This is a genomic window from Escherichia sp. XD33, from assembly GCF_019375075.1.
GTDB lineage: Bacteria > Pseudomonadota > Gammaproteobacteria > Enterobacterales > Enterobacteriaceae > Enterobacter > Enterobacter flexneri_A.
Window position 1 is genome coordinate 1 of record NZ_JAENDM010000100.1, and the last position, 5,482, is coordinate 5,482.

A 5,482-nucleotide genomic window follows, 5' to 3' on the forward strand; every position below is an offset into this window, starting at 1 on the left:
GAGGTCGTGGTATGGATGACGGATGGCTGGCCGCTGTATGAATCCCGCCTGAAGGGAAAGCTGCACGTAATCAGCAAGCGTTACACTCAGCGAATTGAGCGGCATAACCTGAATCTGAGACAACATCTGGCAAGGCTGGGACGGAAGTCACTGTCGTTCTCAAAATCGGTGGAGCTGCATGACAAAGTCATCGGGCATTATCTGAACATAAAACACTATCAATAAGTTGGAGTCATTACCAAGATTCAGAGGCACATCCTGCAAGCAGCGAGAATAACACACATATGCAACAAAGCTTTTTTGAATTCATAATTGGACACTCCCTCGCCTGTCATAATGATTAGAATATTTAGCATTGATAACGGACTCTAATTATATACCTCACTTAAATAATAACAAACAAAATCAATTTGAAATATACATTCATTTAATCAATATAAATTTATTCTCTAGAAATATATTTAAGCTGAATGGTTCGATATCATTATTGAATTTTAATGAATGAGACAACAAGCGAGAATCACGCACCTACGCCAGAGTAAAATCATTGAACAGAGAAATGGTGGAATTCAAATACAAAAAAACCGCAAAATTAAAAATCTTGCGGCTCTCTGAACTCATTTTCATGAGTGAATAGTGGCGGAACGGACGGGACTCGAACCCGCGACCCCCTGCGTGACAGGCAGGTATTCTAACCGACTGAACTACCGCTCCGCGTTGTGTTCCGTTGGGAACGAGGCGAATATTACGGATTGCCTCGACCTTCGTCAACGGTTTTTCTCATCTTTTGAATCGTTTGCTGCAAAAATCGCCCAAGTCGCTATTTTTAGCGCCTTTCACAGGTATTTATGCTCGCCAGAGGCAACTTCCGCCTTTCTTCTGCACCAGATCGAGACGGGCTTCATGAGCTGCAATCTCTTCATCTGTCGCAAAAACAACGCGTAACTTACTTGCCTGACGTACAATGCGCTGAATTGTTGCTTCACCTTGTTGCTGTTGTGTCTCTCCTTCCATCGCAAAAGCCATCGACGTTTGACCACCGGTCATCGCCAGATAAACTTCCGCAAGGATCTGGGCATCGAGTAATGCCCCGTGCAGCGTTCGTTTACTGTTATCTATTTCGTAGCGAGCACATAACGCATCGAGGCTGTTGCGCTTACCGGGAAACATTTTCCTCGCCACCGCAAGGCTATCGGTGACCTTACAGAAAGTATTGGTCTTCGGAATATCGCGCTTAAGCAACGAAAACTCGTAGTCCATAAAGCCGATATCGAACGCTGCGTTATGGATCACCAACTCCGCGCCGCGAATATAGTCCATGAACTCATCGGCTACTTCGGCAAACGTGGGCTTATCGAGCAAAAATTCATCGGCAATACCATGTACGCCAAAGGCTTCCGGATCCACCAGCCGATCGGGTTTGAGATAAACATGGAAGTTATTGCCCGTCAGGCGACGGTTCACCACTTCAACGGCACCAATCTCAATGATCTTGTGGCCTTCATAGTGCGCACCAATCTGGTTCATACCGGTGGTTTCGGTATCGAGAACGATCTGGCGTGTAATTGCAGTGCTCATAGCGGTCATTTATGTCAGACTTGTCGTTTTACAGTTCGATTCAATTACAGGAAGTCTACCAGAGATGCTTAAACAGGTAGAAATTTTCACCGATGGTTCGTGTCTGGGCAATCCAGGACCTGGGGGTTACGGCGCTATTTTACGCTATCGCGGACGCGAGAAAACCTTTAGCGCTGGCTACACCCGCACCACCAACAACCGTATGGAGTTGATGGCCGCTATTGTCGCGCTGGAGGCGTTAAAAGAACATTGCGAAGTCATTTTGAGTACCGACAGCCAGTATGTCCGCCAGGGTATCACCCAGTGGATCCATAACTGGAAAAAACGTGGCTGGAAAACCGCAGACAAAAAACCAGTAAAAAATGTCGATCTCTGGCAACGTCTTGATGCTGCATTGGGGCAGCATCAAATCAAATGGGAATGGGTTAAAGGCCATGCCGGACACCCGGAAAACGAACGCTGTGATGAACTGGCTCGTGCCGCGGCGATGAATCCCACACTGGAAGATACAGGCTACCAAGTTGAAGTTTAAGCCTGTGGTTTACGACATTGCCGGGTGGCTCCAACCGCCTGGCGAATTCGTGGCTTGTTTTTACTCTGTTTCATCGGATTTAGCGTTAAAGGAATAGTCCGTTTCCGGGCAACAATAAGTTGTAAGCAACCAAGCGCAGGAATATGCGCATTCAATAGTTTTCCTCCGTGTTTGTTCCACGGGAGAACGTGGAAACGGCTGGCGTGTAGCACTTCAAAATTCAACAAAGAGAGCCAGTCCAGCTGCCGCATCAGAGTAAACATCCGGCTGTTATAGGGCGAGGTTTTGCGCAATACCGGCACAAGTTTGCGTAATCCCATAAAACTGATGGGATTGAAGCCACTAATGACCAGCCAGCCATCATCAATCAATACCCGATCGGCTTCACGCAATAAACGATGCGGATCGGTGCACCACGGCAATGTATGTGCCAGTAGACAAACATCAACGGATTTATCGGCAAAAGGAAGATGAAGTGGGTCCGCCTGTACCTGGACGGGCATTCCTTGCGCAGAAACATTCACTTGATGAGAAACCGCGCACGCTTCGCAATTGATTTCTGCGCTTAAATTGCCAATCTTAAGCAGATGAAAACCATACATTTTAGTGAACCACGGGTTGAGCTGGCGCTCCAGCGCCTTGCGATAAAGCTTTCCCCAGGGCAAATCGCCCCAGCAATCAGGAGCCACGACAGTTTGAGGGACTCTTGCCGGTTTCATCACAACCTTCCGTTTCACACTGAGAGGTAATCTATGAATCTTAACAGTATTCCCGCCTTTGATGACAATTACATCTGGGTTTTGAATGATGAAGCAGGTCGCTGCCTGATTGTCGATCCCGGAGACGCAGAGCCAGTATTAAACGCCATTGCCGCCAATAACTGGCAACCGGAGGCCATATTTCTCACCCACCATCACCACGATCACGTTGGCGGCGTAAAAGAACTGGTGGAAAAGTTTCCACAAATTGTGGTGTATGGTCCACAAGAGACACAAGATAAGGGAACAACACAGGTAGTCAAAGATGGCGAAACTGCCTTCGTTTTGGGGCATGAATTTAGTGTAATTGCTACGCCGGGTCACACTTTAGGACATATCTGTTACTTCAGTAAACCTTATCTATTTTGCGGCGACACACTGTTTTCTGGTGGGTGTGGTCGGTTGTTTGAAGGGACAGCATCACAAATGTATCAATCACTTAAAAAGTTAAGTGCGTTACCTGACGATACATTGGTATGTTGTGCTCATGAATATACCTTATCAAATATGAAGTTTGCTTTGAGTATTCTTCCGCACGATTTGTCCATAAATGATTATTATCGTAAAGTTAAGGAGTTACGGGCAAAAAATCAAATAACACTACCCGTAATTCTGAAAAATGAGCGGCAAATTAATGTTTTTTTAAGAACGGAAGATATTGATTTAATTAATGTAATTAATGAAGAAACATTATTGCAACAACCTGAAGAGCGTTTTGCATGGTTAAGGTCAAAGAAAGATAGGTTCTGATAAAACTTTCTTGTCATCGGCTCCGTTCGCCGTTATGATCGGTCGTCTTTTAAGCAACTATTGACACACACATGAAGGCAAAAGCGATATTACTCGCCTCTGTCCTGCTCGTGGGTTGCCAGAGTACCGGCAACGTTCAACAGCACGCACAGAGCCTTTCTGCAGCTGGTCAAGGGGAAGCAGCAAAGTTTACAAGTCAGGCACGATGGATGGACGATGGGACGTCTATCGCGCCAGATGGTGACTTGTGGGCTTTCATTGGCGACGAGCTAAAGATGGGAATTCCGGAAAATGACCGGATTCGCGAACAGAAACAGAAATATTTACGCAATAAGAGCTATCTCCACGATGTAACTTTACGGGCAGAGCCGTATATGTACTGGATAGCAGGGCAAGTTAAAAAACGTAACATGCCTATGGAACTGGTACTACTACCCATAGTGGAGAGCGCTTTTGATCCTCACGCAACGTCTGGCGCCAATGCCGCAGGCATCTGGCAGATCATTCCGAGCACGGGGCGCAATTATGGTTTGAAACAGACCCGCAATTATGACGCGCGTCGCGATGTTGTTGCTTCAACAACTGCCGCGCTGAATATGATGCAGCGTCTGAACAAAATGTTTGACGGCGACTGGCTTCTGACCGTAGCGGCTTATAACAGCGGCGAAGGTCGGGTCATGAAGGCAATTAAAACGAACAAAGCGCGTGGGAAATCCACGGACTTCTGGTCGTTACCGTTGCCGCAGGAAACGAAGCAGTACGTGCCTAAAATGCTGGCATTGAGTGATATTCTCAAAAACAGCAAGCGTTATGGCGTACGTCTGCCAACGACCGATGAAAGCCGTGCTCTGGCGCGTGTGCACCTGAGCAGCCCGGTTGAAATGGCGAAGGTAGCAGATATGGCGGGGATTTCCGTCAGCAAGCTGAAGACATTCAACGCTGGCGTAAAAGGCTCCACGCTGGGCGCAAGTGGCCCGCAGTACGTGATGGTGCCAAAGAAGCATGCAGATCAACTGCGTGAATCTCTGGCTTCAGGCGAAATTGCTGCTGTACAGTCGACGCTGGTTGCCGACAATACGCCGCTTAACAGCCGTGTTTACACCGTACGCTCTGGCGACACGCTTTCAAGTATCGCTTCACGTCTCGGCGTAAGCACTAAAGATTTGCAGCAGTGGAACAAACTGCGCGGATCTAAGCTGAAGCCAGGCCAAAGTTTGACGATTGGTGCAGGCAGTAGCGCACAGCGACTGGCAAACAACAGCGATAGCATTACGTATCGTGTGCGCAAAGGCGATTCGCTTTCAAGCATTGCTAAACGCCACGGCGTGAACATCAAAGATGTGATGCGCTGGAACAGCGACACTGCGAATCTGCAACCAGGCGATAAGCTGACGTTGTTTGTGAAAAACAACAACATGCCAGATTCCTGACAAACCAGATAATAAAAAGGCACCGATTCCCCCGGTGCCTTTTTTATTTATGCCGCTTTATGTGCATCTACCATGATGATATCACTGGTGAAAAAGCCATCATTCTGCAAGGCAAAATACGTTCTCACCTCTGTCGATGCGCTCTGTTGGTAAATGCGAATAGCGTCTACTAACGCTTCTGGCGTACGCATTCTCGCGACCCATGAAGAAAATTCCAGCGGTAACTTATCTGTAATTAAATTATCAACTATCAGATTGGCTTCATTGATTAACGTCAACCACTCACCGCTGGCGTAGTTTCGTACGTGAGAGGGCTTTGTTGAATAAATAAGATTTCGTGCGAACGACCCTGTAGCTGGCTGGATTTTCAGGCAATACGCACGCTTTCTGGCATCCCAGCCTTTGTCATCCTGTTCAACGCACGCACCATGGCC

Annotated in this window: 6 protein-coding genes, 1 tRNA gene and 2 pseudogenes; 4 read left to right on the forward strand and 5 right to left on the reverse strand. The window is 47.3% G+C overall.

Annotation, left to right across the window (positions count from 1 at the left end; genetic code table 11):
* A partial coding sequence (locus K0778_RS24575) for an IS1 family transposase (RefSeq protein ID WP_024169623.1) occupies positions 1-225 on the forward strand: 225 nt, incomplete at its 5' end.
* A gap of 16 nt (positions 226-241) precedes the next feature.
* Here K0778_RS24575 and K0778_RS27980 read toward each other — a convergent pair.
* The 3 genes and pseudogenes from K0778_RS27980 to dnaQ form a co-directional block, all read right to left on the reverse strand.
* Positions 242-310, reverse strand: a pseudogene (locus K0778_RS27980) (hypothetical protein); the annotation flags it as partial.
* A gap of 327 nt (positions 311-637) precedes the next feature.
* Positions 638-714: transfer RNA gene (locus tag K0778_RS24580), tRNA-Asp, on the reverse strand.
* Positions 715-846: 132 nt separating this feature from the next.
* The gene (gene dnaQ / locus K0778_RS24585) at positions 847-1,578 is read right to left on the reverse strand and encodes a DNA polymerase III subunit epsilon (protein ID WP_001340895.1); all 732 of its coding nucleotides are present in this window, start codon (positions 1,576-1,578) and stop codon (positions 847-849) included.
* A gap of 64 nt (positions 1,579-1,642) precedes the next feature.
* On the opposite strand from dnaQ, the gene rnhA reads away from it, so the two are divergent.
* Entirely contained in the window at positions 1,643-2,110 is a 468-nt protein-coding gene (rnhA, locus tag K0778_RS24590; protein ID WP_000917883.1) for a ribonuclease HI, read from the forward strand.
* Here rnhA and K0778_RS24595 read toward each other — a convergent pair.
* Positions 2,107-2,829, reverse strand: a complete 723-nt coding sequence (locus tag K0778_RS24595) for a class I SAM-dependent methyltransferase (RefSeq protein ID WP_001326702.1) — start codon at positions 2,827-2,829, stop codon at positions 2,107-2,109. The genes rnhA and K0778_RS24595 overlap by 4 nt on opposite strands.
* A 33-nt stretch (positions 2,830-2,862) precedes the next feature.
* On the opposite strand from K0778_RS24595, the gene gloB reads away from it, so the two are divergent.
* Positions 2,863-3,618 carry a hydroxyacylglutathione hydrolase gene (gene gloB / locus K0778_RS24600; protein ID WP_001052715.1) on the forward strand — a complete coding sequence of 252 codons (756 nt, stop codon included), beginning with the start codon at positions 2,863-2,865 and terminating at the stop codon, positions 3,616-3,618.
* A 71-nt stretch (positions 3,619-3,689) separates the two neighbouring features.
* Positions 3,690-5,048, forward strand: coding sequence for a murein transglycosylase D (gene mltD, locus K0778_RS24605; RefSeq protein WP_000644685.1), 1,359 nt, complete (start codon positions 3,690-3,692; stop codon positions 5,046-5,048).
* A 47-nt stretch (positions 5,049-5,095) separates the two neighbouring features.
* On the opposite strand, the pseudogene K0778_RS24610 reads toward mltD, so the two are convergent.
* Positions 5,096-5,482, reverse strand: a pseudogene (locus K0778_RS24610) (hypothetical protein); the annotation flags it as partial.